The sequence below is a fragment of the Streptomyces sp. TN58 genome, from assembly GCF_001941845.1.
GTDB lineage: Bacteria > Actinomycetota > Actinomycetes > Streptomycetales > Streptomycetaceae > Streptomyces.
This window is the reverse complement of the sequence record NZ_CP018870.1, coordinates 3,235,859-3,261,993: the sequence shown is the minus strand read 5'-3', so window position 1 is coordinate 3,261,993 and position 26,135 is coordinate 3,235,859. Positions and strand designations below refer to the sequence as shown.

Here is a 26,135-nt window from a genome sequence, read left to right as displayed (position 1 = left end):
CGACCCCGCCCGAGTGGACCCCGCCCCCCGAAGCCACCGCCGCGCCTCCTGACCCCGCCCCTGCGGGACCCCGCCCCCGAAGCCGCGCCCCCCGCCCCGCCCCGCACCTCTCCACCCCCACCCCACCCCGAACCCGTACCCGCAACCCGCAACCGGAGGGGTTCGGCGTGCGTCATCTGGGGAGCGTGCGCCCGCCCGGACGGCCGCGGGGGACCGGCTGGGCGGGCGTACGGCATCAGCCGAGGGGGAGTTCCAGGTACGACGGCGTCGCCTCCGGGGAGGTGAACGCCAGCGTCGCGCGGGGCAGGTTGGCATCGGCGTAGAAGGGGTCGCGGGCGTCGATCACCAGCATCAGGCGGTGGCCGCGCTGCACGTCGTACGCCGTGGCCTGAAGATCGATGTCCGCGCTGATCAGGCTGTCGGGCGGGGACTCCAGGTCGCTGAACGGCGCGTGGGTGATCAGGTGGGCCGTGCCGTCAGGGGCCGTGTCGAAGAGGTACGCGACGAAGGTGGAACCGGGGTTGGCCGCCCGGTAGGTCACGCGGAGCCTGGGCGTGCCGCGCAGCCGGACGGTCTCCGCGGCCGGGTCGGCGGTCCAGACGGCGGCGACGGTGCGGTCGATGTCCTCCGTCAGGTAGGCCTTCGGGCGGCCGGCCATCTCCGCGTACCCGGACTGCACGACCTTGTCGGCGACGGTCGCCGGGGTGTCCATCCCGCACAGCACGGTCGCCGTCCAGCCGGCCTCCGCGTCCGGGCCGAGTTCGCCGCCGTCGGCGAGGTGGAATCGCTGTAGGTGTTCGGTGGCGGACGGCCAGGTGGGGCGGGATTCGAGGGTTCTGCTCCACATGACCTCGCCGACGAACTGGCCCTCGCCGTCGATGCCGTTGTCGACGCCCTTGAGGTGGTGGTCGAACCAGCGGTGGGCGTCCGTCCAGATCCGGTTGGGCAGGCCGAGGACACCTGACATCTCGGGGCCAGAGTGGTCGCCTATGGAGAGGGCCAGGCGCTTCGGCCCGGTCAGTTCGTTGAACATCCGCAGTGTCTGGTTCGCCGGGAAGAGCGTCTCGTGCCAGGCGTGCGAGAAGAAGACGGGCACCTGGCGGCGGTTGAGCTCCTTGACGTGGGAGAACGGCGAGCGGACCTCGGCCCAGCGCAGGACGCCCCGGATGTCCCTGCCGGTGAGCACGTTGTCGAAGACGCTCTGCGTCTGCGGGCTCAGCCGGGCCTTCGCGGCCGCCTTGAGCAGCGCCTGCACGGCCGCGACGTGGCGGGTGGAGTTCTCGTGGAAGGCCTCCCCGAGGTCGCCCCACGTGCTGAGCGCGACGACGGCGTCGACGCGGGTGTCGTGCGCGGCGACGAGCTGGCTGATGCCGGAGCCGTACGAGTCCCCGAGGAAGCCGACCCTCGTCACGGGCCCGGTGGAGCGCTCGATCACGTGGTCCAGGGCGCGGCTGCCGTCGGCGATGTCGAGCGGGCCGGCCACCTCGACCTGCCCTTCGGACCCGGCGAAGCCGCGCGCGGAGTAGGCGAGGACGTTGTAGCCGCGGGCGGCGAAGAGGGTGGCCTGGACGGCGTACGCGAGCCAGCCCAGGCTGGTCCACGGCGACGGCATGACGATCACCGGGCGAGGCTGGGCCCCGGTGTGCCGCCAGAGCGCCGCGTCGAGGAGGTCGCCGTCGGCGCCGGTGACCTTGGCGCGGGTGAAGACGGTGAGGGCGCGCGCCTCGGCGACCTCGGCGGCGCGGGCGGGCGGCAGGCCGGTGACGTCGCCGCTCTCCAGTGCGGAGACGAAGGCGCCGAGGGCGGTCGCGTCGAGTTCGGGATAGAGGGAGAAGGGGGGTTGGGCGGCTGGAGTCACGTCAGTTCATCCTCTTGGTCGAGTGACACGAACGTGGGCGCCCGCCCGGGCCCGGAGCGGAGCGTTCAGTATCGACGGGACATCCGGTGACGTATCGCGGGTTTCGGGCTTACGGCCGGAATCGCCCGCTGTGGTCCTCGGTGTCTTCGCGCGGCGAGACCTGCGGTCGGCGCGGATGTGGATCAACTGGCCGTGGATCGGGTGGGTTTGGCGGGGGTGGCGGGAAGGTGTCATCCGTTCGAGAAAATCATGCAAGCGTGCTTGATTGTTTTCATGGGTGCTGCCAGTCTTCCCCTCACGCCGAGAAGGGGAGCGCACCGTGCCCGATCCGTCCGCCGTCGACGACGCCGTCGCCGTCTTCACAGATCTGCGCGAGGAGGGGCGGGAACTCGACGCCCTCGTCGAGCGGTTGCCCGGCCCGGACTGGGCCCGGCCCACGCCCGCACCCGGCTGGACCATCGCCCACCAGATCGCCCATCTGCACTGGACCGACCGCGCGTCGCTGCTGTCCCTCACCGACACCGCCGGCTTCGGCCACATGGTCCAGGAGGCGCTGAAAGCCCCCGACTCCTTCGTCGACGACGGCGCGCGGGAGGGGGCGGCGCAGCCGCCCGCCGAACTGCTCACCCGCTGGCGCGAGACGCGCGGCGCACTCGCGCAGGCGCTTGCCGAGGCCCCGCCGGACATCCGTTTCCCCTGGTACGGGCCGCCGATGAAGGCCGCGTCGATGGCCAGTGCCCGCCTGATGGAGACCTGGGCGCACGGCCAGGACGTCGCCGACGCGCTCGGCGTGCGCCGCACCCCGACCGCGAGGCTGCGGCATGTGGCCCGGATCGGCGTACGCGCCCGCGACTACGCCTACGCCGTACGCGGACTGCCCGCGCCCGATGGGGAGTTCCGGGTCGAGCTGACCGCGCCCGACGGTGCGGAGGTGTGGGTGTACGGGCCGCCGGAGGCCGCGCAGCGGATCACCGGCCCGGCCCTCGACTTCTGCCTGCTGGTGACTCAGCGGGCGCACCGGGCCGACCTCGCCCTGACCGCGACCGGCCCCGACACCGACCGCTGGCTGGACATCGCCCAGGCCTTCGCCGGCCCGACGGGCGCGGGGCGCGAGCCGGGCGCCGGGCGGCAGGCGGAGGCGGTACGCGAGCCGGAGGCCGGGCGGGAAGTGGACGCCGGGCGGGAAGCGGGGGCCGGACGATGAGCCGCCGGCCGCTGCGCATCGGCAACGCGTCCGGCTTCTACGGCGACCGCTTCAGCGCCCTGCGCGACATGCTCACCGGCGGCCCGCTGGACGTGCTGACCGGGGACTACCTCGCCGAGCTGACCATGCTGATCCTGGGCCGGGACCGCCTGAAGGACCCGGACCTCGGCTACGCCAAGACCTTCCTGCGCCAGCTGGAGGAAGGGCTCGGGCTCGCGCACGAGCGGGGCGTACGCATCGTCACCAACGCGGGCGGCCTCAACCCCGCCGGACTCGCCGACGCGGTACGGGCACTGGCCGCCAAGGTGGGCGTACCCGTCTCGGTGGCCCACGTCGAGGGCGACGACGTCACCGCCCGCGAGGACGGCGCCCTGACGGCCAACGCCTACCTCGGCGGCGCCGGGATCACGGCCTGCCTGCGGGCCGGCGCGGACGTGGTCGTCACCGGCCGCGTCACGGACGCCGCGCTCGTCAGCGGCCCGGCGGCCTGGTGGTTCGACTGGTCGCCGGACGACCACGACCGGCTGGCGGGAGCGGTGGTCGCGGGCCATGTCCTGGAATGCGGCACCCAGGCCACCGGCGGCAACTACTCCTTCTTCACCGCCCACGACGTCCGTCGGCCGGGCTTCCCGCTCGCGGAGATCTCCGAGGACGGCTCGGCGGTCATCACCAAGCACCCGGGGACGGGAGGGGTGGTCTCGGCCGGCACGGTCACCGCCCAACTCCTCTACGAGACCCAGGGCGTGCGCTATCCGGGCCCGGACGTGACCGCCCGCCTGGACACGGTCCGGCTCACCGACGACGGCCCCGACCGCGTACGGATCTCGGGAGTACGCGGTGAGCAGCCGCCGTCCACCCTCAAGGTGGGCGTGACCCGGATCGGCGGCTGGCGCAACGAGGTGGTCTTCGTCCTGACCGGCCTGGACGTCGAGGCGAAGGCGGACCTCGTCCGCGCCCAGCTCGCCGAGACCCTGGAGGGTGTCGCCGACGCCGCCTGGACCCTGGCCCGTACCGACCACGAGGACGCCGACACGGAGGAGACGGCGAGCGCCCTGCTGCGCCTGGTGGTCCGCGACACGTCCCCCGACCGGGTCGGCCGTGCCCTGACCTCGGCGGCCGTCGAACTGGCCCTGGGCAGCTACCCGGGCTTCCACGTCACCACCCCGCCGGGCCCGGCCCAGCCCTACGGCGTCTTCGCCTCCACCTTCGCCCCGGCGACCGAGATCCCCCACACCGCGGTCCTTCCGAACGGCACCCACATCCCTATCCCGCCAGCTGTTTCAGCCTCTCCGGCGTCGGTTGCCCCGCCCCCGCCCGTCGGTGCGGAGCCGGTCGCTGTTTCAGCCTCTCCGGCGTCGGTTGCCCCGCCCCCGCCCGTCGGTGCGGAGCCGGTCGCTGTTTCAGCCTCTCCGGCGTCGGTTGCCCCGCCCCCGCCCGTCGGTGCGGAGCCGGTCGCTGTTTCAGCCGCTCCGGCGTCGGTTGCCCCGCCCCCGCCCATCCGTGCGGAGCCCGCCGCTCTTTCAGCCTCGCCGGCGTTTGAGGCGCGGGGGTCCGGGGGCGGAGCCCCCGAAGGGGTCGGGGGCGCAGCCCCCGCCGGGTCCGGGGCGGAGCCCCGGGAGACCGTCCGCGCCCCCCTGGGGGCGCTGGTCGGGGCCCGCAGCGGCGACAAGGGCGGCGACGCCAACGTCGGCGTGTGGGCCGAGTCCGCCCCCGCCTGGTACTGGCTACGCGACACCCTCACCGTCGACCGGTTCCGAGCCCTGCTCCCCGAGACCCGCGGCCTCGCCGTGCAACGGCACGAACTTCCCAACCTCCGCGCCCTGAACTTCACCGTCACCGGCATCCTCGGCGACGGCGTCGCCTCCGGCCACCGCTTCGACCCCCAGGCGAAGGCCCTCGGCGAATGGCTGCGCGCCCGCCACCTCGACATCCCGGCCGACCTCCTGCCACCCCCGCCCCACACCAGGCCCGCCCGGGCCCCCGCCCGACCCGCCACCACGCCGCCCGCCCAGGGCCCCGTATCCACCACGCCGCCCGCCCAGGGCCCCGCACACGCCCCGGAGGGGACCGGCCCATGACCCGACTGCGCACCACCGTCGACCCCCATACCCCGGAGCACGCCAGCGCCCGTACGGCCGCACTGGAACGCCTCGACGCCCTCGACGCCGAGCACGCCAAGGCCCTGCAGGGCGGCGGGGACAAGTACACGGCCCGCCACAAGAAGCGCGGCAAGCTCCTGGCGCGCGAACGCGTCGAGCTGCTTCTCGACCCAGACACGCCGTTCCTGGAGCTGTCCCCGCTCGCCGCCTGGGGCAGCGACTACCCCGTCGGCGCGTCCATGGTCACCGGCATCGGAACGGTCGAAGGCGTCGAATGCCTGGTCACCGCCAACGACCCCACCGTCCGGGGCGGCGCCAGCAACCCCTGGACGCTGAAGAAGGCGCTGCGGGCCAACGAGATCGCCCGGCAGAACCGCCTCCCCGTCATCAGCCTCGTGGAGTCCGGCGGCGCAGACCTGCCCTCCCAGAAGGAGATCTTCATCCCGGGCGGCGCGATCTTCCGCGACCTCACGCGCCTGTCCGCCGAGGGCATCCCGACCGTCGCCGTCGTCTTCGGCAACTCCACCGCCGGCGGCGCGTACATCCCCGGCATGTCCGACCACACCGTCATGATCAAAGACAGGTCCAAGGTGTTCCTCGGCGGTCCGCCCCTCGTCAAGATGGCCACCGGCGAGGAGAGCGACGACGAGTCCCTGGGCGGGGCCGACATGCACGCCCGCACGTCCGGACTCGCCGACCACTACGCCCTCGACGAGTACGACGCCATCCGCCAGGCCCGCCGCATCGTGGCCCGCCTGAACCACCGCAAGCCGTACCAGGACCCGCCGAAGGCCGAGGAGCCCCTCTACGACCCGGAAGAACTCCTCGGGATCGTCCCGCCCGACCTGAAGACCCCCTTCGACCCGCGCGAGGTCATCGCCCGCATCGTCGACGCCTCCGACTTCGACGAGTTCAAGCCGCTCTACGGCACCAGCCTCGTCACCGGCTGGGCCACCCTCCACGGCTACCCGGTCGGCATCCTCGCCAACGCCCAGGGCGTGCTGTTCAGCGCCGAGTCCCAGAAGGCGGCGCAGTTCATCCAGCTCGCCAACCAGCGCGACATCCCGCTCCTCTTCCTCCACAACACCACCGGCTACATGGTCGGCAAGGAATACGAGCAGGGCGGCATCGTCAAACACGGCTCGATGATGATCAACGCCGTCTCCAACTCCAAGGTCCCGCACCTGTCCGTGCTCGTCGGCGCCAGCTACGGCGCCGGCCACTACGGCATGTGCGGCCGCGCCTACGAGCCCCGCTTCCTCTTCGCCTGGCCCAGCGCCAAGTCCGCCGTCATGGGCCCCCAACAGCTCGCCGGGGTCCTCTCCATCGTGTCCCGGCAGTCCGCCGCCGCCAGGGGACTCCCGTACGACGAGGAACAGGACGCCGGGATGCGGGCCTTCGTCGAGGCGCAGATCGAGTCCGAGTCCCTTCCCATGTTCCTGTCCGGGCGGCTGTACGACGACGGGGTCATCGACCCGCGCGACACCCGTACCGTCCTCGGCCTGTGCCTGTCGGCCGTCCACAACGCCCCCGTCGAGGGCGCCCGCGGCGGCTTCGGCGTCTTCCGGATGTGAGCCCGCACATGACCCCTCAGACCTCTCCGATCAGCTCCCTGCTCGTCGCCAACCGGGGCGAGATCGCCGTACGGATCTTCCGTACCGCCCGCGACCTGGGCCTGGCCACCGTCGCCGTCCACTCCGACCCCGACGCCGACGCCCTGCACGTCCGAGTCGCCGACGCGGCCGTCCGCCTGCCGGGCGCGGCCCCCGCCGACACCTACCTGCGCGGCGACCTGGTCATCAAGGCCGCCCTCGCCGCCGGAGCCGACGCCGTCCACCCCGGCTACGGCTTCCTCTCCGAGAACGCCGACTTCGCCCGCCAGGTCCAGGACTCCGGCCTGACCTGGATCGGCCCGCCTCCCGAGGCCATCGACGCCATGGCCTCCAAGACCCGGGCCAAGGAACTGATGCGCGCCGCCGGCGTTCCGCTCCTCGACCCCGTCGACCCGGCCACCGCCACCCCCGCCGACCTGCCCCTCCTGCTGAAGGCGGCGGCCGGCGGAGGCGGCCGCGGCATGCGCGTGGTCCGCGACCTGGACGCCCTCAGGGAAGCCCTCCACACCGCGTCCGCCGAGGCCGCCTCAGCCTTCGGCGACGGCGAGGTGTTCGCCGAGCCCTACGTCGAACGCGGCCGCCACGTCGAGGTGCAGATCCTCGCCGACGCCCACGGCACCGTCTGGGCCCTCGGCACCCGTGACTGCTCCCTCCAGCGCCGCCACCAGAAGGTCATCGAGGAGGCCCCGGCACCCGGCCTGCCCGAAACCCTGCGCGAAAGCCTCCACACCGCGGCCGTCGCCGCCGCCCGAGCCGTCTCCTACCGGGGTGCGGGCACCGTCGAGTTCCTCGTCACCGCCGACGGACGCCCGTACTTCCTGGAGATGAACACCCGCCTCCAGGTCGAACACCCCGTCACCGAAGCCGTGTTCGGCCTCGACCTCGTCGCCCTGCAACTCCGCGTCGCCGAGGGCGCCGCCCTGCCCCTGTCACCCCCGCAGCCCACCGGCCACGCCGTCGAGGCCCGCCTCTACGCCGAAGACCCCGCCCAGGACTGGCGCCCCCAGACCGGCGTCCTGCACACCCTCGACATCCCGGGCCGGGTCCGCGTCGACACCGGCTTCACCGACGGCGACACCGTCGGCATCCACTACGACCCCATGCTCGCCAAGGTCGTCGCCCACGCCCCCACCCGCGCCGAGGCCCTGCGCGCCCTCGCCCACGCCCTCGCCGGGGCCCGTATCCACGGCCTCACCACCAACCGCGACCTCCTCGTAAGCTCCCTGCGCCACCCCGACTTCACCGCCGCGCAACTCGACACCGGCTTCTACGACCGCCACCTCGCCGCCCTCACCGAGGTCACCCCCGACGCAGGTACAGCCGCCCTCGCCGCCGCCCTCGCGGAGGCCGCCCCCGCCCCGGAAGCACCCCTCGCCGCCCGCCTCGGCGGCTGGCGCAACCTCCGCTCCCAGCCGCAGACCCGCCGCTACACCTCCGCCGGCACCGAGTACGAGGTCCAGTACCACCCCCTCGACCACCCGGGCGTTCGACTCCTGTCCGCCGAACGGCACCTCGTCACCCTCGAAGTCGACGGCATCCGCCGGATGTTCCACGTGAAACGAAATTCGAACAACACCGAGGTCTACGTCGACTCCCCGCTCGGAGCCCACACCCTCACCCCCGTCCCCCGGTTCCCCGACCCGCAGGACCGCACCGAACCGGGCTCCCTGCTCGCCCCCATGCCCGGCACCGTCGTCCGCGTCGCCGACGGCCTCGCCCCCGGCAGCCCCGTCATCGCCGGGCAGCCACTGCTCTGGCTGGAAGCCATGAAGATGGAGCACCGCATCCTCGCCCCGGCCTCCGGCACGCTCACCGCGCTCCACGCCGTCACCGGCCAACAGGTCGAATTCGGCGCCCTGCTCGCCGTAGTCCAGGAGGAACCGCAGCCATGAGCTCCACCATCGAAACCGCCGAACACACAGCCCTGCGCACCGCCGTCGCCGCCCTCGGACAGCGCTACGGCCGCGAGTACGTCACCCGCCTCGCCCGCGAGGGCGGCCACCCCGACGAACTGTGGGCCGACGCCGCGAAGCTCGGCTACCTGGGCGTCAACCTCCCCGAAGAGCACGGCGGCGGAGGCGGCGGCATCACCGAACTCTCCATCGTCCTCGAAGAGCTGGCCGCCGCCGGCTGCCCCCTGCTCATGCTCGTCGTCTCGCCCGCCATCTGCGGCACCGTCATCGCCCGCTTCGGCACCGACGAGCAGAAGCGGACCTGGCTCCCCGGCCTCGCCGACGGCAGCCGCCGCATGGCCTTCGGCATCACCGAACCCGACGCGGGCTCCAACTCCCACCGCATCACCACCACCGCCCGCCGCGACGGCGACGACTGGATCCTCACCGGCCGCAAGGTCTTCATCTCCGGCGTCGACATCGCCGACGCCACCCTCATCGTCGGCCGCACCGAAGACGCCCGGACCGGCCGCCTCAAGCCGTGCCTGTTCATCGTGCCGCGCGACACCCCCGGCTTCGGCCGCAGTGTCATCGACATGGAACTCCAGGCCGCGGAGAAGCAGTTCGAACTGACCCTGGACGCGGTCCGCCTACCCTCCTCCGCACTGGTCGGCGACGAGGACGCCGGCCTCCTCCAGCTCTTCGCCGGCCTCAACCCCGAACGCATCATGACCGCCGCCTTCGCCATCGGCATGGGCCGCTACGCCCTGGCACGGGCCGTCGAGTACGCGAAGACCCGCCAGGTCTGGAAGGAACCGATCGGCGCGCACCAGGCCGTCGCCCATCCGCTGGCCCAGGCCCACATCGAACTGGAACTGGCCCGCCTGATGATGTCCAAGGCGGCCCACCTCTACGACGAGGGAGACGACATGGGCGCGGGCGAGGCCGCGAACATGGCGAAGTACGCGGCGGGGGAGGCGTGCGTGCGGGCCGTGGACCAGGCCGTCCACACCCTCGGCGGGAACGGCCTCACCCGCGAGTACGGGCTCGGCTCCCTCATCACCGCGTCCCGCGTGGCCCGGATCGCGCCGGTCAGCCGCGAGATGATCCTGAACTTCGTCTCCCACCAGACACTGGGCCTCCCCAAGTCCTACTGACCCCCTGCGGGCTGCTCGGCTCGCCGCCGTATGCCGGGCAGAGCCCGGCAACGGCGGGGGCCCCGGGCCGTCGGATCCGCCACCCCCGGGAGGACATACGCTCCAACCCGAGGCCCCCCACCACCGCCCACCGCTCCGGAGGAGCCATGGCCACACCCGTCCACGCCACAACGGCGGCCGGAGTCACCACCGTCACCCTCGACTCCCCGGCCAACCGCAACGCCCTCTCCGCGGCGCTCGTCGCCGAGCTGCGCGCCGCGCTCGCCGCGGCCGGGGACGACCCGGACGTGCGTGCCGTCGTCCTCACCCACACCGGCGGCACGTTCTGCTCCGGGGCCGACCTCAAGTCCCCCTTCGACCCGGCCGACTTCGTCGCCCTGCTGCGGGAGGTCGCCGAGCTGCCCAAGCCCGTCGTCGCCCGCGTCACCGGCCATGTCCGGGCCGGCGGCCTCGGCCTGCTCGGCGTCTGCGACATCGCCGCCGCGGGGCCGAAGTCGTCGTACGCCTTCACGGAGACCCACCTGGGCGTGGTCCCCGCCGTCATCTCCGCACCGCTCCTGCCCCGCCTGGACCCGCGCGCCGCGGCCCGGTACCTCCTGACCGCCGAGGCGTTCGACGCCGCAGAGGCCGCGCGGATCGGCCTGCTCACCCTCCACGGGGACGACGTCGACGAGATCCTGGCGCCCGTCCTCGCGGGCCTGCGCAAGGCCGGCCCCCAGGCGCTCGCCGCGACCAAGCGGCTGGTCAGCGCCCCCGTGCGCGCGGCCCTCGCCCGCGACGGCGTCGTCCTCACCGAACTGTCGGCGCACCACTTCGCCTCCGCCGAGGCCCGCGAGGGCATCACCGCCCGCTTCGAGCGCCGGGACCCGTCATGGGCCCTGTGACCGACAGCTCCACGCCCGCCGCCGCGGTCGGCACCGGCCCAAAGCAGGCGCGCAGCCGTGTCACGCGCCGCCACCTGCTGGAGGCGGCCGTGTCCTGCCTCGCCGAGCACGGCTGGGCCGGCTCCACCGTCTCCGCCGTCGCCGAGCGCGCCGGCGTCTCCCGCGGGGCGGCCCAGCACCACTTCCCGACCCGCGAGGACCTGTTCACCGCCGCCGTCGAGTACGTCGCCGAGGAACGCTCCACCGCCCTGCGCGACCTCTTCCACGCGGGTCCGGCCGCCCGCCCGGCCGTGGTGGAGGCGCTGGTCGACCTGTACACCGGTACCCTGTTCCGGGCCGCGCTCCAGCTGTGGGTCGCCGCTTCCAACGAGGAGCAGCTGCGTCCGCGGGTCACCGAGCTGGAGGCCCGGGTCGGCCGCGAGACCCACCGCATCGCCGTCGAACTGCTGGGCGCCGACGAGTCCGTACCGGGCGTACGGGAGACCGTGCAGGGCCTCCTGGACATGGCTCGCGGTCTCGGTCTGGCGAACGTCCTGACCGACGACGCCGCCCGCCGGGCCCGTGTCGTGGCCCAGTGGTCCCGGATCCTCGACGCGACGCTGACCTGAAACGCGGCGGGCGCCGCACCCCGGGAGGGGGTACGGCGCCCTGCGCGTCCTACGGGGATCAGGCGGTGTCGGCGATGTCGGCGTAGCCCTCGATCTCCTGCGGGTTGCGTCGGCCCGGCCCGGTGTAGCGGGCGGACGGGCGCACCAGGCGGCCCGTGCGCTTCTGCTCCAGGATGTGCGCCGACCAGCCCGCGGTACGGGCGCAGCTGAACATCGATGTGAACATGTGCGCCGGGACCTCCGCGAAGTCCAGCATGATCGCGGCCCAGAACTCCACGTTGGTGGCGAGCACCCGGTCGGGGCGGCGCGCGTGCAGCTCCTCCAGGGCGGCCTTCTCCAGCGCGGCGGCCACCTCGTAGCGCGGGGCGTCCAGTTCCTTGGCGGTGCGCCGCAGCACGCGGGCGCGGGGGTCCTCGGCGCGGTAGACGCGGTGCCCGAAGCCCATCAGGCGCTCGCCCTTGTCGAGGGCCTTCTTCACGTACGCGACGGCGTCGCCGGTGCGCTCGATCTCCTCGATCATGCCGAGCACGCGGGACGGCGCGCCGCCGTGCAGCGGGCCCGACATGGCGCCGACGGCGCCGGAGAGCGCGGCGGCCACGTCGGCGCCGGTGGAGGCGATGACGCGTGCGGTGAAGGTGGAGGCGTTCATGCCGTGCTCGGCGGCGGAGGTCCAGTAGGCGTCGACGGCCTTGACGTGCTTGGGGTCCGGCTCACCGCGCCAGCGGATCATGAAGCGCTCGACGACGGACTCGGCCTTGTCGATCTCGCGCTGCGGGACCATGGGCAGGCCCTGGCCGCGGGCGGACTGGGCGACGTACGAGAGCGCCATGACGGCCGCGCGCGCGAGGTCGTCGCGGGCGGTCTGCACGTCGATGTCCAGGAGCGGTTTCAGGCCCCACACGGGGGCGAGCATCGCGAGCGCGGACTGCACGTCGACGCGGATGTCCCCGGAGTGGACCGGGATGGGGAAGGGCTCGGCGGCCGGCAGGCCGGGGTTGAAAGCACCGTCGACCAGCAGTCCCCAGACGTTCCCGAAGGAGACGTGGCCGACGAGGTCTTCGATGTCGACACCCCGGTAGCGGAGCGATCCGCCTTCCTTGTCGGGTTCGGCGATCTCCGTCTCGAACGCGACGACCCCTTCGAGCCCGGGTACGAAGTCGGACATCAGGCGGCTCCTCAGATAGTGCGAACACGCGCGGCTCCCGGCGTGACTCGCGGTCCGGCGCGGTCATCCCCGTTGATGCCCGGCACGGCCGATGGTCACCCGTGCGGGGGCCTTCGGACCGGCCCCAAGATTTTGGCGGCTCCGCCCCGGCTGCGGAAGCGTGACATACGGCACACCGTCACCGGTCCACCTGCGGCAGGATGGCTGGCGTGACCGATCAGGACATTGACCCCGCCATGATGCGCAAGCAGTACCGCTCGGAGATCGTCCACGAGGTGAGCCTCGCCGAGGACCCCATGGAGCAGTTCGCCCGGTGGTTCCAGCAGGCGGCCGACTCGCACCTCTTCGAACCGAACGCCATGGTCGTCTCGACGGCCACCCCCGACGGGCGGCCCAGCTCGCGCACGGTGCTGCTGAAGCAGTTCGACAGCAGGGGCTTCGTCTTCTTCACCAACTACGCGTCCCGCAAGGGCCGGGAGCTCGCCGCGAACCCGCAGGTCGCGCTGCTGTTCCCCTGGCACCCGATCGCCCGCCAGGTGATCGTCACCGGCACGGCGTCCCGTATCGGCCGCGACGAGACGGCGGCGTACTTCCGGTCCCGGCCGCACGGCTCGCAGCTGGGCGCGTGGGCCAGCGAGCAGTCGAGCGTGATCGGCTCCCGCGAGGAGCTGGACCGCCGCTACGCCGAGCTCACGGAGCGCTATCCGGAGGGCGAGCAGGTCCCCGTCCCGCCGGAGTGGGGCGGGCTGCGGGTGGTGCCGCAGGAGGTCGAGTTCTGGCAGGGGCACGAGAACCGGCTGCACGACCGGCTGCACTACGTGCTGGAAGGCGGCAAGTGGCGCCTGGAGAGGCTCTGCCCTTAACGGAGTGTCCGCGGCGGTAAACGCAGACGACCCGCGGGCTCGGGTTCCTCTCCTGCAGTGAGAGGAGCCGGCCGGACGTACCGGCGAGCCCGCGGGTCGGGTGACTGCTTGGGATTGGCGCCGGGCGATCCGCCGGGCACCGCACTGGGTGCGCTACTGACGACGGGCCCTAGCCCGCAGCCACCTCACGCGTCCGGAGTTCGTACATTTCCGGGATCACCTCCTTTCAGTGTGTCTCAGAGCCTAGGCAGGCAGACCGGCGGCCACAACCGATTTGTTTCCCGCTCCCGGCGGGTGGTCGTGCGGCCACGGAGGGGGAGGGGCGCGGACCCTGACCGGATTTCGCGTCCCCAATCCGGCGAAACCGGTGTGGTGTGGGTCACGTTCGAGTTCAATGATCTGACGTGCCGCATACGCGAACACCTGCTGGGGGTTCCAGGTGAGTGCTTCCGGACGTGACGAGACCACCGACGACCTGCTCGCCGCGCTGCTGGACGGGATGGACGCCGCGCTGTGCGCCTTCGACTCCGACGGCGTGATCACCCACTGGAACCGTGAGGCCGAGCGGATCCTGGGCTGGTCGGCCGCGGAGGCCGTGGGGCGCAAGGGCTTCGAGGGCTGGGCGGTACGGGCCGCCGACGCGCAGGACGTGCAGGACAGACTGATGTCCGCCCAGCAGGTGCCCGGGCGCCAGGTCCACGAGTTCGCCCTGCTCACCAAGGACGGCGGGCGCGTTCTCGTGCGGACGCAGTCCGCCGGGGTGCCGGGCGCAGACGGCTCGCCCGCGGGGGTGTACTGCGCCTTCAGCGAGGTGCACGCGCAGATCGACCTGGAGCGGTCCATCGCGTTGAGCGAGGCCCTGATGGAGGACGCCTCCTGGGGCGTCGTCCTCGTGGACGTCGACCTGCGGCCCGCGGTGGTCAACGTGCACGCCGCGCGGGCCTTCGGGACCGGCCGCACCGCCCTGCTCGGCCGGCCCCTCGGAGAGCTGCTGGCCCAGGGGGTGGAGGAGCTGGAGGGTGCGCTGCAGCACGTGCTCGCGGAGGGGGCGCCGCCGGCGCCCGTGGAGATGTGGGTGTCGGTGCGCACGGCGGAGGGCGTACGGCGCCGGTGCTGGCGCTGCGGGTTCCTGCGGCTGGCTTCGCCGCTCGCGGAGGAGCCGGTGCCGCTGGGTGTCGGCTGGCTGCTCCAGGACGTCACCGAGGCCCGGCAGGAGCAGCTCGACACCGCGCAGGCACGGTTCCGGTCCCATCAGCTGCACCGGGCGGGGCGGGCCGCCGCCGAGTGCGAGGACCCGGCGGAGGCGGCCGGTGTGCGCCTGGACTTCGCGCTCGCGGGCTTCGCCGAGCACGCGCTGCTGGACGTACTGGCCCCGGCGGCCGACACCGAGCGGCGCAGGCTCGTACGGTGTGCCGCGTCGCCGCCCGCGCTGCCGGGGCCCGGCTCGATCCCCGTGCGGTACGCGGCCGGGCACCCGGCGCTGCAGGCGCTGGACCGGATCGGCTCGGTGCGTACCAGCGGCCCGCGCGGGGAGGCGGACGCGGAGTGGGCGCGGGCCCGGCAGTGGCCCGAGGGCGCGGCGCACGGGCTGTGCGCGGTGCTGCGCAGCCGGGGGCGGACCCTGGGGGTGCTGACGTTCCTGCGCGGGCCGTCGCGGCCGGCGTTCGAGCGTGCGGACGCCGCGTACGCGGAGGAGGTCGCGGCGCGCGTGGCGGCGGACCTGGACCTGGCGGCGGCGGGCGCCGGGGCCGCGGGCGCCGGGGCGGCGGGCCACGGTCCGGGCCCGGGTGCCGGCGCCGGGGCGGCCCCTCAGTGACGGAAGAAGATCCGGTCGCCGTACTCCTGCATGACGCGGCCGTTCCATTCGTGGCCGCCGTCGACGTTGCCCGAGCGCAGGAGCGGGGGTTCCATGCCGCGGGCGGCGAGTTCACCGGCGGCGGTGGCCATGACCGCCTGCATGATCGCGCTGGTGACGACCGTGGAGGCGGGAGCGAAGGGGGCGTCGATTCCGTCGATGCTGAGCTCGGCGTCACCGACGGCGATCTTGCTGTCGAGGACGATGTCGCAGTGGTCCTTGAGGAAGGTGCCCGAGACGTGCCGTGAGCGGGTGCCGGTGGCGTAGGCGACCGAGGTGACGCCGATGACCTTGAGGCCGACGGCGCGGGCGTTCATGGCCATCTCGACGGGCAGGGCGTTGCGCCCGGACAGGGAGATGATCACCAGGACGTCGCCGTCGGAGGCGGGGCTGCTGTCGAGGACGGCGCCGGCGAGGCCGTCGACGCGTTCCAGTGCGCTGCCGAGGGTGGCGGGCATGACGTCGACGCCGGCGGTGCCGGGTACGGCGAGGAAGTTCATCAGGGCCAGGCCGCCGGCCCGGTAGACGACGTCCTGGGCGGGCAGTGAGGAGTGGCCGGCGCCGAAGGCGAAGAGCCGGTTGCCGGCGGCGACGGCGTCGGCGATGAGGGTGCCGGCCTCGGCGATGCGCGGGGCCTCCTCGTCCCGGACCCGCTCCAGGAGGCCGATGGCGGCGTCGAAGAACTGACCGGCCAGCTTGCTCTCGCTCATACGCCGAAGGCCCTTCCGGAGGTGGGGTGCGTCCGTGTCGCCGCTCACCGTGCGGTCTGGACCAAGGGCGTGTCAATACGGCGTCCGTCCCGGGCCCGGCGGGCCGGGGGACGTCCGGGGGCCGTTCTCGGCCCATGGCACGGGACGGTTGTCCGCCCGATGCGTCAGAATTGGGGACAGGGCCAGCGCACGCAATCCGAGGGGCACGAATGTCCGGACTGATCGATACCACGGAGATGTATCTCCGCACCATCCTTGAGCTGGAAGAGGAAGGCGTGGTCCCCATGCGCGCCCGGATCGCCGAGAGGCTGGACCAGAGCGGGCCGACGGTGAGCCAGACGGTGGCGCGCATGGAGCGCGACGGCCTGGTGGCCGTGGCCACGGACCGGCACCTGGAGCTGACGGACGAGGGCCGGCGGCTGGCGACGCGCGTGATGCGCAAGCACCGGCTCGCCGAGTGCCTGCTCGTCGACGTCATCGGTCTGGAGTGGGAGCAGGTGCACGCCGAGGCCTGCCGGTGGGAGCACGTGATGAGCGAGGCGGTGGAGCGGCGGGTGCTGGAGCTGCTGCGCCACCCGACCGAGTCGCCGTACGGGAACCCGATCCCGGGGCTTGAGGAGCTGGGCGAGAAGGCCGAGGCCGAGCAGTTCCTGGAGGACGGCATGATCAGCCTGTCCGAGCTCGACCCGGGCACGGAGGGCAAGACGGTGGTCGTGCGGCGCATCGGGGAGCCGATCCAGACGGACGCCCAGCTGATGTACACGCTGCGGCGGGCGGGCGTGCAGCCCGGCTCGGTGGTGAGCGTGACCGAGTCCCCGGGGGGTGTGCTGGTCGGCAGCGGTGGTGAGGCCGCCGAGCTGGAGGCCGACATCGCCTCGCACGTGTTCGTGGCCAAGCGCTGATCCTTCGGCCCGCAGGCCCGACTTCTCGGTGATCGGCCGTTGTGTGGGCGGTCCCGGCGCCTCGCGGCGCCGGGACCGGTCCTCCCCTGTGTGACCTGGAGCCCCGAGCTCTCAAGGTCTTCCCCAACGGACCGTCTTCCCCGAGCGGCCCGCCTCCCTGTTGAAAGGATCTCCATCGGCAGCGGCGGCCAATCCTTGAGCAAGGTCACTCGAAAGAGCGGTGTTGTGGGCGAGAACCCCGTTTTCGAATAGGGGTTCGATAGTCTGGCGGGGAGCGAAGGGGGTGCATCTGCGGTGGTACAGCGCATCGATGTGACAGGGGCCGAAGGCGTCCGTCTTGCCGCCTGGCAGTTCCGAGAACCGGTCCCCGAAGCAGACTCCCGCCCCGGCGTCCTGTTACTGCACGGGCTGATGGGCCGCGCCTCCCACTGGGCCGGCACCGCCCACTGGCTCGGCGAGCGCCGCCGCGTCGTCGCCCTGGACCAGCGCGGCCACGGCCACAGCGACCGCCCGCCCCCCGGAGCCGCCCCGCACACCACCCTGGGCCGCGAGGCCTTCGTCGCCGACGCGGAAGCAGCCGTCGAGCAGCTCGACCTCGCCCCCGTCACCCTCATCGGCCACTCCATGGGCGCCCTCACCGCCTGGCAGCTCGCCGCTCGCCGCCCGGACCTGGTTGCGGCCCTCGTCATCTGCGACATGCGCGCCTCGGCCCTCGGCGCGGCCTCCCAACGCGAGTGGGAGGACTGGTTCCGCCTCTGGCCGCTCCCCTTCCCCACCCAGGACGCGGCCCGCCGCTGGTTCGGCGCGGACGACCCCCGAGTGGAGCGCCCCGACCCCGGCCGCGGCGCCTTCTTCGCCGAGGTCATGCACCAGTCCGCGGACGGCTGGCGGCCGCTCTTCTCCCGCCGCCAGATGCTGACGGCCCGCGAGACGTGGGTCCACGACGCCCACTGGGAGGAGCTGGCCCAGGTCCGCTGCCCGACGCTGGTCGTTCGCGGCCTCGACGGGGAACTGGGCCGCGCCGAGGCCCAGGAGATGGTCCGCGTCCTCCCCGCCGGCCGCTACGCGGAGATCCCGGACGCCGGCCACTACCTCCACTACGACCAACCGGCCGCCTGGCGCGCCGTCCTGGAGCCCTTCCTGGACGACATCCCGGCCCCCGCCCCCTGACCCCAACCCCCGACCCCGGCCACCCGCCCGCAGCCGGACAGGCCGGCTTCCGCACCCCCCCCGTGAGGTGCGGAAGCCGGCCCCTCCGGCCGCGTCCCGGGCCGTCAGCCCTTGCTCACCGCCGAGAGGATCTCCGGCAGCTTGCGCGCCACCGTCGGCGCCGCGAGGCGCAGGCCCACCCAGGCCGCAAGCCAGCCCCAGGCCACGCCGACCGGGAGCAGGATCCAGGACACGTCCCGGTTCCCGGCCGTGTTCAGCCACACCGCCAGGGCGATCACCGGCGCGCACACCAACGCCGACACCAGCATCCCGCCGAGGATCCCGCCCCAGGCGAGCCCGCCCTGCCCCGGGGCGACGTTCTTGAACGCGCCCTCCGTCGGGATGGAGTACGGGAAGCGGGCCGAGGCCAGGGCCCCGGTGCACAGCATCGAGCCCAGCAGCGCCAGGGCCACGCCCACGGCCGCGGGGAAGCCCTGCCAGTCGTCCAGCAGCGCGGCGGTGACCACCGTCACCAGGACCGTGTACGGGAGGGTGACCAGGCCCAGCGCCAGGGCACGGGCGCGCAGCTCCACGTACGCGTCGCGGGGGCCGGAGATGGTCTGCGCGACCATCCAGAAGGCGGAGGTGTCCTGCCCGAACTGGTTGTACATCTGCACGCCGAGCATGCCCGCGCCGAAGCTGCCGAGGTAGACCGACCCGGTTCCCTGCAGCGCGTTGAAGACGGGCACGATCAGGCCGATCGCCAGCGCGGTCACCCAGGCCGACTTCGTCTTGGGGTCCCGTACGACGTAGCGCAGGGCACGCTGCATGGAGGCGCCCGTCCGGCCCGAGGGCAGCAGCGACCAGAAGCCGCCGCCGGCGCCGCCGCGGTCCTTGACCGGCCCCGAGGCCGAGATCGTGGAGCCGTCCGCCGTCACCATCAGCCGGGTCAGGCTGCGCTCCCAGGACCACAGCAGGCCGGCCAGTGCGGCCAGCGTCAGGACCAGCTGGGCGGCCGCCCGGCCGTACGCGCCCTCGCTCGCGGAGTCCACCATGCCGACGGCGGTCGCCGGCGGCAGCCACCGCACCACCGCCGAGACGGGCTCCAGCGTCGCCAGGCCGCCGGACTGGAAGAGGCTCTGGCTGGCGAAGTTGGCGAGCTGCGCGCCCACCGCGATGACCAGACCGCTGAGCAGCGCCAGGTCACGGCCCTTACGGCTGGTCAGCAGCCGTACGTTGGCCGTCGCCACGGCCCGCGCGAGGATCACGCAGCCGAGCAGCAGGAGCGGTACGGCCACCACCGCGGCCACAGCGCCGGCCGCGCCGCGCGCGACGGCCACGACCGAACCGACCGCCAGGCACAGCGTGAACAGCGGCCCGATGCCGACGAGCGACGACGCCAGCAGGGCCGTGACGAGAGGACGCGGCCGCAGCGGCAGCATCACCAGCCGGCTCGGGTCCAGCGTCTCGTCCCCCGTGGGGAAGAACAGCGGCATGAAGGCCCAGCCGAGCGCCAGGATCGCGGCCAGCAGCACGACCGCGGTGCCCGCCTGCGCGTGGCCGCGCAGCAGGCCCAGGCCGAGCGTCATGAAGCCGCCGACCAGCAGCGCGAAGGCCAGCGTCGAGAAGTAGGCGGCCTTGCGCTTCGAGGAACCCTTCAGGCCGTTGCGCAGCAGCGAGAGCTTGATGCGGACGAAGATCGGGGTGAGCGCGAGCGGCGCCGCGGAGGCGGCCCGGCCCGCGGCGATCCCGGCCGCGCCGGACACGCCCGAGGGTGCGCCGGGGGCGCCGGACGCCCCGGCCGAGGTGGCGGGAGCGCTCATCGGGTGACCGCCGCGGAGTTGCCGCCGAGCCAGTCCAGCGCGTCCCCGGAGGTGTCCCGCCCGTGCGCGCCGACCAGTTCGAGGAAGGCGGCCTGCAGGGAGGGCGCGGAGCCCCGTACGTCGGCCAGCGGGCCCGCGGCGCGGATCCGGCCGGCGGCCATCACGGCCACCCAGTCGCACAGCGACTCGACGAGCTCCATCACGTGGGAGGAGAAGACGACCGTCGCACCGGACGCGGTGTAACGTTCCAGCACCCCGCGGATGGTCTGGGCCGACACCGGGTCGACGCCCTCGAAAGGCTCGTCCAGGAAGAGCACTTCGGGGTTGTGCAGCAGCGCCGCGGCCAGCCCGATCTTCTTCCGCATGCCGGTCGAGTAGTCGACGACCAGCTTGTGCTGCGACCCGGCGAGGTCGAGGATGTCCAGCAGCTGCGTCGCCCGCTTGTCGGTCTCGTCGCCCGGCAGTCCGCGCAGGCGGCCCATGTAGCCGAGCAGTTCGCGTCCCGACAGCCGCTCGAAGAGCCGCAGCCCCTCGGGCAGTACGCCGATCCGCGCCTTCACCTCGGCCGGGTCGGCCCACACGTCGTGCCCCGCGACGACGACCCGCCCCATGTCGGGCCGCAGCAGGCCGGTCACCATCGACAGCGTGGTCGTCTTGCCCGCGCCGTTCGGTCCCACCAGGCCGATGAACTTCCCCGCGGGCAGCTCCAGGTCGATGCCGGCGACGGCGACCTGCTCGCCGAACCGCTTCCACAGACCTTCCACACGCACGGCGGACGGCGCGGTGCGCGCACCGTCCGTCCTGTCCGTTCCACCCGTCGCGTCGTCCCGGTCCGGCATGCGGCTGCCTCTCATCGCGTCCCCCTTGGTCGTTCCTCCTTCACGATAGGAGGAGGGGCGCAGGCCTCAGCAGTTACGTATGTCATGAGTTCCCGGTCGGCTTGTCATCGCGCGGGGTCAGCCCGAGTCAGCCGAGGTCAGCCCGGGGTCAGCCCTGGCGCCGCCTGCGTTCCGCCGCCGCCTCGCTGCCGCACGCGTACGCCAGCGCGTCGATCAGCTCCTCCGTGTCCGGCAGCCACCGGTTCGCGGGAGTGGGCCGGCGCGCCCACTGCACCGCGCCCCGTCCGCCGAAACGGGTGGGCGGCGCGGCGACGTACTCGCCCTCGCCACGGGCGGCCAGGTCGATCGCGGACGGCGTCCAGCCCAGCTTGCGCACGAGGTCCGCGACCTTGGCGCCGGCGCCCGGCAGGACGAAGAACAGCATCCGGTGATCGGGCGTCAGCGTGACCGGCCCGAGCGTGCGCTGCATCCGCTCCAGCCGGGCCAGCGCCAGGAAGCCGGCCGATTCCGGCACGTCCAGCGCGTCGAAGGTCCGGCCCGTCGGCAGCAGGATCGACGCCTGCGGGTGCTTGCCCCACACCCGGCGCACCTGCACCGCGCTGCCGGTGGCGTGCGCCGCCCAGTCCTTCACCGCCGGGTGCGCGCCCGGCGCCGGGCAGTCCGCGGCCCCGCAGGAGCACAGCTCCCGGCCGTCCCCGGGCTCCAACCAGGTGCCGGCGAAGACATCCCAGTGCCGTTCTTCCGCGTACCGCACGGCATGGTCCAGCAGCTGCTCGCCGCGCTGCTTGGGGATGGGTGCGGTCTCCGTGACTCCCATGGTCTCTTCCACGCCCATCACAACTGCCCGGGTCACCGGGGGTTACGGGCGTAAACCCGCACGCGCGCGGAGCATCGATCCTGCATGCGGGGCGCACTGATGCATGCGCGGGGGCGCGTAGGAGGCCGGGGCGCTGTTGCTGGGTAGCGACACGACGCAGAGCGGAAGATTCTCCGCACATCAGGCGGGAAGTGATCATTCCAACGGATCACACCCGCGGTCAGCAGGGGGTTTTCATGGCAGCCAGGCCTCTCGTCGCCCGCCAGCCGAACGAACGGCTGCAGGCGCTCATCCAGGAAGCCGGGTGCTCCAATGCCGGGCTCGCCCGGCGTGTGAACATGTGCGGGGCCGAACACGGCCTCGATCTCCGCTACGACAAGACCTCCGTGGCCCGCTGGCTGCGCGGCCAGCAGCCGCGCGGCCGGGCACCGGGAATCATCGCCGAGGCGCTGGGGCGCAAACTAGGCCGGACCGTCACCATCGACGAGATCGGCATGGCCAACGGCAAGAACCTCGCCTCCGGCGTCGGCCTGCAGTTCTCCCCGACCGTCATCGGCGCCATCGAGCAGGTCTGCGAGCTGTGGCGCAGCGACGTCGGCCGCCGCGACTTCCTCGTCGGTTCCAGCGTGGCCGCCTCGGCGCTCGTCGAACCGAGCCGCGACTGGCTCATCACCGGCGCCGACACCCAGGTCGCCCGCAGCGGCGGTTCGCGGGTCGGCATGCCGGACGTCGAGGCGGTACTGGCGACCACCGACGCCCTCAAGGACCTCGACCACCGCTTCGGCAGCGGCCACGTACGGCCGGTGGTCGTGCACTACCTCAACTCGGTGGTGTCCGGCCTGATCGGCGGCTCCTACCGGGAAGCCGTCGGGCGGGCCCTCTTCGCGGCGGTGGCCCGGCTGACCGAACTCGCCGGCTACATGGCGGTCGACACGGGCCAGCCGGGCCTGGCGCAGCGCTACTACATCCAGGCGCTGCGGCTGGCCCAGGCGGCCGGCGACCGGGCGTACGGCGGCTACGTGCTGGCGGCGTCCATGAGCCACCTCGCCGCCGAGCTCGGCAACCCGCGGGAGATCGCCCAGTTGGCGCGGGCCGCCCAGGAGGGGACGCGCGGGCAGGTCACGCCGCGGGTCGAGGCCATGTACTACGCCGCCGAGGCGCGCGGGCACGCGCTGCTCGGCGACGGCCGGGCGACGGGCGTGCTGTCCGCGCGGGCGGTGAGCGCGCTGGAGCGGGCGGAGCCGGAGTCGGGCGACGACCCGGTGTGGATCCGCCACTTCGACGAGGCGTACCTCGCGGACGAGCTGGCCCACTGCCACCGGGACCTGGGGCAGGGGGACGCGGCGGCCCGGCAGGCGCAGGAGGCCCTGCGCGCCCTCCCGGCGGGCAAGGCCCGCCGCCGGGCCATCGGGCTGCTGCTGCTGGCGTCGGCGCAGGTGCAGCAGCGGGAGGTGGAACAAGCCTGCCGGACGGCCACGCAGGCGGCGGAACTGCTGGACGGGCTGCGCTCGAACCGCGGCGCGGAGTACCTGCACGACTTCCGGACCCGCCTGGAGCCGTACCGGGAGGAGGCGGCGGTCCGCGAATTCGCCGCCCGGGTCGCCTGACGGCCCCCCGCGCCTGTGCCCCGGCGGGCCGGCCCGTATGCCGGGGCTCCGCCCCGGAGCCCGCGCCTCAATCGCCGGCGGGGCTGGGTGGGGCGGTGGTGGTCGGGTGTGTGCCGGGGCTCCGCCGCGGGGCCCGCGCCTTAAACGCCGGCGGGGCTGGGTGGGGCGGCGGGGCTGGGTGGGGCGGTGGTGGTCGGGTGTGTGCCGGGGCTCCGCCGCGGGGCCCGTGCCTCAAACGCCGGCGGGGCTGGGTGGGGCGGCGGGGCCGCGGCCGTGGCGGTGGCCGTGTGCCGGGGCTCCGCCGCCCCCGCTGCGTCCCGTGAGCAGGTAGCGTTGCCGGACGGTTCCGTACGTCTGGTGAGTCGGAGAGGGAGTCCTGGTGACGCAGAGCGGACAAGGGGGCGCACCGCAGCCCGGTGCCCCGTGGAATCCGGACCCGGCGTCCGGGTACCCGGCGTACCCGGAGCAGCCGCACCCCGGGGCCGCCTACGGCTACCCGCAGGCCTACCCCGCACCGGAAGGCGAGTCCGGGCCCGCGGTCGGACACGTGGTCGGTCCCGGCTACGAGGGCCCCGGCGCACCGCACGGCTACGGCTACCCGCCGCTGCCCGAGGCCGCCACCCAGTACATCCCGCCGGTCCCCGCCGCTCCCGGGCCCGGCGAAGCGGCGACGCAGTACATACCGCCCGTACCGGCCGGCGCCGCCGTCCCCGGGCACGACGAGGCCGCGACGCAGTACATACCGCCCGTACCGGCCGGCCCCGCCGCGCCCGGGCACGACGAGGCCGCCACCCAGTACATCCCCCCGGTCCCGGCATCCCCCGGCGCCTCCGCCGTCGAGGGCTTCGACGGTCTCTTCCGCGGCGACGACTCCGCCGGCCAGACCCAGCACCTGCCGCCCGTACAGGAGCCCGTCCTGCGCGGCCGGCCGCCGCAGCGCCCCTACCCGCCGCGCGCGCAGGCCCCCGTACCACCGCACGCGCACGCGCACCCGCAGTACGCCCCGGCCCCGCCCCCGCCGGAGGAGCCGTCCCGCAAGGTCTCGCCCGCGATCATCGGCGCCGTCGTCGTCGGCCTCGCCGTCGTCGGCCTCGGCGTCGGCTCGCTGCTCGGCGACGGCAAGCCCCAGAACAACGACCCCGGCGCCGTGCCCGTCGCGCCGACCGCGAGCGCCGGCTCCGCCGCGCCCGCCGGCGAGGCACCCGTCGACCCGGCCCGCCCGCAGGCCGTCCAGTTGGACAAGCTCCTCGCGGACAGCAACGACAGCCGCGCCTCGGTGATCAAGGCCGTGGAGGACATCAAGGGCTGTTCCAACCTCGACCAGGCGTCCTCGGACCTGCGCGCCGCGGCCCGCCAGCGCGAGGAACTGATCACCCGCCTGCAGGAGTTGAAGGTCGACAAGCTCCCCAACCACGCCAGGCTGTCCGCCGCCCTGACCAAGGCCTGGCAGGCCTCTGCGGACGCCGACAACAGCTACGCCGCCTGGGCGGACGACGTGGACGACGACAAGTGCAAGGACGGCAAGGCGAAAGCCACCAAGAACGCCTCCGAGGGCAACAAGTCGAGCGGCGAGGCGACCAAGGCCAAGGAATCGGCCGCGACCATGTGGAACACGATCGCGGCCAAGTACGGACTCACCAAGCGCGACAAGTCCCAGCTGTGAACCAGCGGCCGCGAGGCCCCGTCAGGCCGTGCGCGGCGCCTGTACCAGCGTCGGCGTCATGTCCATGGGCTGCTCGCCCGGCTGCGCCACGAGCCGCCCGTCGCGCACGACCTGGAAGGTGACCCGGCCGTTGACGATGCGGGGGAAGCCGGCGACGGCCCGCATGTCCTCGGAGCGCCAGCTCAGGTCCGGGGTCAGGCCGGCGGTCCGCACCGGCCGGGCCTCGTTCAGCGACCGCCTGATCCTGCGGGCGTCGATGCTCTCCTCCTTGCCGAAGCGGTTCATGATCTCGCCCAGCACCGTGTACGCGATCCAGGTGGTCTGCACCCCGCTGTCGTCGGGGTCTACGGTGTCGTCGCCGAAGGCGAAGTCGGCGACGACCCTGCGCATCGGCTCCCAGAGGGGATCGGAGGCCACCGGGTACCAGCTCGTCACGTAGGCGCCCTCGAAGGGGCTCTCCCGGCCGCCCGTGCGGTCCACCAGGGACTGGCTGACACTGCCCAGCACCGAGGAGATCTGCGGCTTGCTGCGCTGCGGCTCGGTGCGGCGGAAGGCGTCGAAGAACGTCTCGGTGCGCTCGCCGAGGACCGCGGTGACGCAGCCCCTCGCCTTGCCCTCCCTCTCCTTGCCGGTGCCGGTGCCGGTGGTGTGCGCGATGGCCTCGCCCGCCTGCGGCTTGAAGTCGGCGGAGTCCTCCGCGGCCAGGATGTCGGCGGCGTCGGCCATCTTGTTGGCGCGCAGCCCCGCGTTGAGCATGACCGGCAGGGTGTCGCCGGCGAGGGTGTCGGGCCGTACCAGGGCCACCTGGTCGCAGGCGCGGCTCAGCTGGTGGCCGGCGCCGGCGATCAGGACGGGCTGGCCGCCGTTGACCGGGTAGGAGAGCGGCGACTGGAACTCCTCGGAGGAGACTCCGTAGCCGCCGACGAAGGGGATGCCCTCCGCCTCCAGCGGGGCCATGAAGGCGCGGCCGTGCTGGCTGTAGGAGCCGACGACAGCGACGGCGTTCTCGGCGACAGCCTGGCGGGCGCAGTCGGCGGCACCGCCGGGCGTGTTCTTCTCGTTGCAGGTCAGCACGCGGAGCCTGTGACCGTTGAGGCCGCCCCTGGTGTTCGCCCAGCGCTCGTAGGCCTTGGCCATCCCGGTCATGCCCGGCATGTTGGTGGCCTGGGTCCCCTCCGGCGCGAAGGTCATGACGGTGATCGTCCTCCCGGAGCCCCCCGAGCCCCCCGAGCCCCCCGAGCCCCCCGAGCCCCCGGGTAGCGCCCCGCACCCGGCCAGCAGGCAGACACCCGTCGCCGTGGCCACGAGAGTGCGCGGGAGGGATGCTGCACATCGCGAGATGGTCATGTCCATGCACCATTCCGCCCCACAGGTAACTGCCGAGTGAGACGGTCGCAACATCCGGTGACACCGCGGTGAACTACGGG

General features: G+C 73.5%; 20 protein-coding genes. 13 read left to right on the top strand and 7 right to left on the bottom strand.

The genetic code is table 11. From position 1 onward, the window contains the following. Positions 1-235 precede the first annotated feature (235 nt). Positions 236-1,858 (bottom strand): CocE/NonD family hydrolase, encoded by a 1,623-nt coding sequence (locus tag BSL84_RS14675; RefSeq protein WP_045323822.1) that lies wholly within the window; start codon positions 1,856-1,858, stop codon positions 236-238. A 319-nt stretch (positions 1,859-2,177) separates the two neighbouring features. On the opposite strand from BSL84_RS14675, the gene BSL84_RS14670 reads away from it, so the two are divergent. The 7 genes from BSL84_RS14670 (at position 2,178) to BSL84_RS14640 (ending at position 11,315) form a co-directional block, all read left to right on the top strand. Next, on the top strand, positions 2,178-3,062 hold the full coding sequence (locus BSL84_RS14670; protein WP_075970506.1) for a TIGR03084 family metal-binding protein: 885 nt from the start codon (positions 2,178-2,180) through the stop codon (positions 3,060-3,062). Next, on the top strand, positions 3,059-5,140 hold the full coding sequence (locus BSL84_RS34755; RefSeq protein WP_079273200.1) for an acyclic terpene utilization AtuA family protein: 2,082 nt from the start codon (positions 3,059-3,061) through the stop codon (positions 5,138-5,140). The genes BSL84_RS14670 and BSL84_RS34755 overlap by 4 nt, the downstream gene beginning before the upstream one ends. Beyond that, complete coding sequence (locus BSL84_RS14660) at positions 5,137-6,735, top strand: acyl-CoA carboxylase subunit beta (protein ID WP_045323818.1); 1,599 nt, start codon at positions 5,137-5,139, stop codon at positions 6,733-6,735. The genes BSL84_RS34755 and BSL84_RS14660 overlap by 4 nt, the downstream gene beginning before the upstream one ends. A gap of 8 nt (positions 6,736-6,743) precedes the next feature. Then, positions 6,744-8,666 (top strand): biotin carboxylase N-terminal domain-containing protein, encoded by a 1,923-nt coding sequence (locus BSL84_RS14655; protein WP_045323817.1) that lies wholly within the window; start codon positions 6,744-6,746, stop codon positions 8,664-8,666. Then, positions 8,663-9,823 carry an acyl-CoA dehydrogenase family protein gene (locus BSL84_RS14650; RefSeq protein ID WP_075970505.1) on the top strand — a complete coding sequence of 387 codons (1,161 nt, stop codon included), beginning with the start codon at positions 8,663-8,665 and terminating at the stop codon, positions 9,821-9,823. The genes BSL84_RS14655 and BSL84_RS14650 overlap by 4 nt, the downstream gene beginning before the upstream one ends. A 146-nt stretch (positions 9,824-9,969) precedes the next feature. Next, positions 9,970-10,707: an enoyl-CoA hydratase family protein gene (locus tag BSL84_RS14645; protein ID WP_045323815.1), complete on the top strand. Its 738-nt coding sequence runs from the start codon at positions 9,970-9,972 to the stop codon at positions 10,705-10,707. Further along, positions 10,695-11,315: a TetR/AcrR family transcriptional regulator gene (locus tag BSL84_RS14640; RefSeq protein WP_075970504.1), complete on the top strand. Its 621-nt coding sequence runs from the start codon at positions 10,695-10,697 to the stop codon at positions 11,313-11,315. Before BSL84_RS14645 ends, BSL84_RS14640 begins: the two co-directional genes overlap by 13 nt. Before the next feature lie 58 nt (positions 11,316-11,373). On the opposite strand, the gene BSL84_RS14635 is transcribed toward BSL84_RS14640, so the two are convergent. Next, the gene (locus tag BSL84_RS14635) at positions 11,374-12,480 is read right to left on the bottom strand and encodes a citrate synthase 2 (RefSeq protein ID WP_030027765.1); all 1,107 of its coding nucleotides are present in this window, start codon (positions 12,478-12,480) and stop codon (positions 11,374-11,376) included. Between the two features lie 200 nt (positions 12,481-12,680). Between BSL84_RS14635 and pdxH the strand changes: the two genes are divergently transcribed. Both pdxH and BSL84_RS14625 read left to right on the top strand, forming a co-directional pair. Next, positions 12,681-13,343, top strand: coding sequence for a pyridoxamine 5'-phosphate oxidase (pdxH, locus tag BSL84_RS14630; RefSeq protein WP_030027764.1), 663 nt, complete (start codon positions 12,681-12,683; stop codon positions 13,341-13,343). Between the two features lie 439 nt (positions 13,344-13,782). Beyond that, positions 13,783-15,159, top strand: coding sequence for a PAS domain-containing protein (locus BSL84_RS14625; protein WP_075970503.1), 1,377 nt, complete (start codon positions 13,783-13,785; stop codon positions 15,157-15,159). Here BSL84_RS14625 and BSL84_RS14620 read toward each other — a convergent pair. Beyond that, positions 15,153-15,908, bottom strand: coding sequence for an SIS domain-containing protein (locus BSL84_RS14620; RefSeq protein WP_030031615.1), 756 nt, complete (start codon positions 15,906-15,908; stop codon positions 15,153-15,155). The two genes, BSL84_RS14625 and BSL84_RS14620, sit on opposite strands and share 7 nt — an antisense overlap. Positions 15,909-16,117: 209 nt before the next feature. Here BSL84_RS14620 and BSL84_RS14615 point away from each other — a divergent pair, with 209 nt between their 5' ends. Both BSL84_RS14615 and BSL84_RS14610 read left to right on the top strand, forming a co-directional pair. Then, positions 16,118-16,810 (top strand): metal-dependent transcriptional regulator, encoded by a 693-nt coding sequence (locus BSL84_RS14615; protein ID WP_030031614.1) that lies wholly within the window; start codon positions 16,118-16,120, stop codon positions 16,808-16,810. 294 nt (positions 16,811-17,104) lie between these two features. Then, positions 17,105-17,980 carry an alpha/beta fold hydrolase gene (locus BSL84_RS14610; RefSeq protein ID WP_030031613.1) on the top strand — a complete coding sequence of 292 codons (876 nt, stop codon included), beginning with the start codon at positions 17,105-17,107 and terminating at the stop codon, positions 17,978-17,980. Between the two features lie 104 nt (positions 17,981-18,084). Here the strand turns inward: BSL84_RS14610 and BSL84_RS14605 are convergent, their stop codons facing one another. The 3 genes from BSL84_RS14605 to BSL84_RS14595 all read right to left on the bottom strand — a co-directional run bounded on the left by BSL84_RS14605 (position 18,085) and on the right by BSL84_RS14595 (position 21,438). Beyond that, on the bottom strand, positions 18,085-19,782 hold the full coding sequence (locus BSL84_RS14605) for a transporter (RefSeq protein ID WP_234308570.1): 1,698 nt from the start codon (positions 19,780-19,782) through the stop codon (positions 18,085-18,087). After that, entirely contained in the window at positions 19,779-20,621 is an 843-nt protein-coding gene (locus BSL84_RS14600; protein WP_030031280.1) for an ABC transporter ATP-binding protein, read from the bottom strand. The genes BSL84_RS14605 and BSL84_RS14600 overlap by 4 nt, the downstream gene beginning before the upstream one ends. Before the next feature lie 148 nt (positions 20,622-20,769). Next, complete coding sequence (locus BSL84_RS14595) at positions 20,770-21,438, bottom strand: bifunctional DNA primase/polymerase (protein ID WP_234308569.1); 669 nt, start codon at positions 21,436-21,438, stop codon at positions 20,770-20,772. 236 nt (positions 21,439-21,674) lie between these two features. On the opposite strand from BSL84_RS14595, the gene BSL84_RS14590 reads away from it, so the two are divergent. Then, complete coding sequence (locus BSL84_RS14590) at positions 21,675-23,045, top strand: transcriptional regulator (protein ID WP_075970502.1); 1,371 nt, start codon at positions 21,675-21,677, stop codon at positions 23,043-23,045. Between the two features lie 379 nt (positions 23,046-23,424). Then, entirely contained in the window at positions 23,425-24,708 is a 1,284-nt protein-coding gene (locus tag BSL84_RS14585) for a hypothetical protein (RefSeq protein WP_234363465.1), read from the top strand. A 21-nt stretch (positions 24,709-24,729) separates the two neighbouring features. Here BSL84_RS14585 and BSL84_RS14580 read toward each other — a convergent pair whose 3' ends face one another. Beyond that, positions 24,730-26,055, bottom strand: a complete 1,326-nt coding sequence (locus BSL84_RS14580; RefSeq protein WP_075972099.1) for an ABC transporter substrate-binding protein — start codon at positions 26,053-26,055, stop codon at positions 24,730-24,732. Positions 26,056-26,135 lie beyond the last annotated feature (80 nt).